The sequence below is a fragment of the Caballeronia jiangsuensis genome, from assembly GCF_046030135.1.
In the GTDB taxonomy this organism is placed as follows: Bacteria; Pseudomonadota; Gammaproteobacteria; order Burkholderiales; family Burkholderiaceae; genus Caballeronia; species Caballeronia jiangsuensis.
This window is the reverse complement of record NZ_JAQQDB010000114.1, coordinates 1-905: the sequence shown is the minus strand read 5'-3', so window position 1 is coordinate 905 and position 905 is coordinate 1. Positions and strand designations below refer to the sequence as shown.

The window sequence follows — 905 nt, the reverse complement described above, 5'->3', positions numbered from 1 at the left end:
AGAACCCTTAACAAAATGAAGAAAAGGGGCTGTTAACCCTCGATGAATGCTGTTAACCTGTTCATTGTTTCGGCGATGAAAGGAACATGGCTAAACCTATACTCGACGACGAACTCTGGGCACTCATCGAACCGTTACTGCCCCCTCCAAAACTACGACGCCACCGTTACCCAGGGCGCAAACCGCTCGACAATCGTGCGGTGCTCACAGGCATCCTCTTCGTCTTGCAGACTGGCCTGCGCTGGGACCTTCTTCCTCGCGAGATGGGCTGCGGCAGTGGCATGAGTTGCTGGCGTCGCCTGCGTGACTGGCAGGAGGCAGGCGTCTGGGACGAGTTGCACGAGTTGCTCCTTGCGCGGCTTCGGGCCGCCGACCAAATCGACTGGTCTCGAGTCATCGTCGACTCCTCTTCAATCCGTGCTATGGGCGCGGGTCAAAAACGGGACCGAATCCCACAGACCGCGCGCGACCCGGTTCAAAGCACCACCTCATCACCGAAGCGCAGGGCATTCCGCTCGCGGTGATACTGACCGGCGCCAACCGCAACGACGTCACTCAACTTCAAGCACTGGTCGAGGCTATTCCGCCCATCAGCGGCAAGCCTGGCAGACCAATATCGAAGCCTCGGGTCGTTCAAGGCGACAGAGGCTACGACCACGACAAACATCGACGTCCGTTGCACGCAGCGGGCATTGCCACGGAAATTGCTCGGCGCGGCCAGCCTCATGGCAGCGGATTGGGTAAAACACGCTGGGTCGTGGAGCGGACCATTTCGTGGCTTCACAACTTCCGCCGACTGCGCATCCGCTTCGAACGGCTCGCGTTTATCCACGAAGCCTTCATGAAAATCGCTTGCTGCATCATATGCTGGCGACAACTGCGAACGTCATTTTGTTAACGCCTCT

General features: G+C 58.2%; 1 protein-coding gene. It reads left to right on the top strand.

Annotated elements, in window-relative coordinates; translation table 11 throughout:
- Positions 1-86: 86 nt before the first annotated feature.
- Positions 87-898, top strand: a protein-coding gene (locus tag PQR08_RS38590; RefSeq protein WP_250486975.1) for an IS5 family transposase whose coding sequence is annotated in 2 segments (ribosomal slippage) — positions 87-435 and positions 435-898 — 813 coding nt in all. Because the reading frame shifts where the segments join, the coding sequence is not laid out codon by codon here.
- The last annotated feature ends 7 nt before the right edge of the window (positions 899-905 follow it).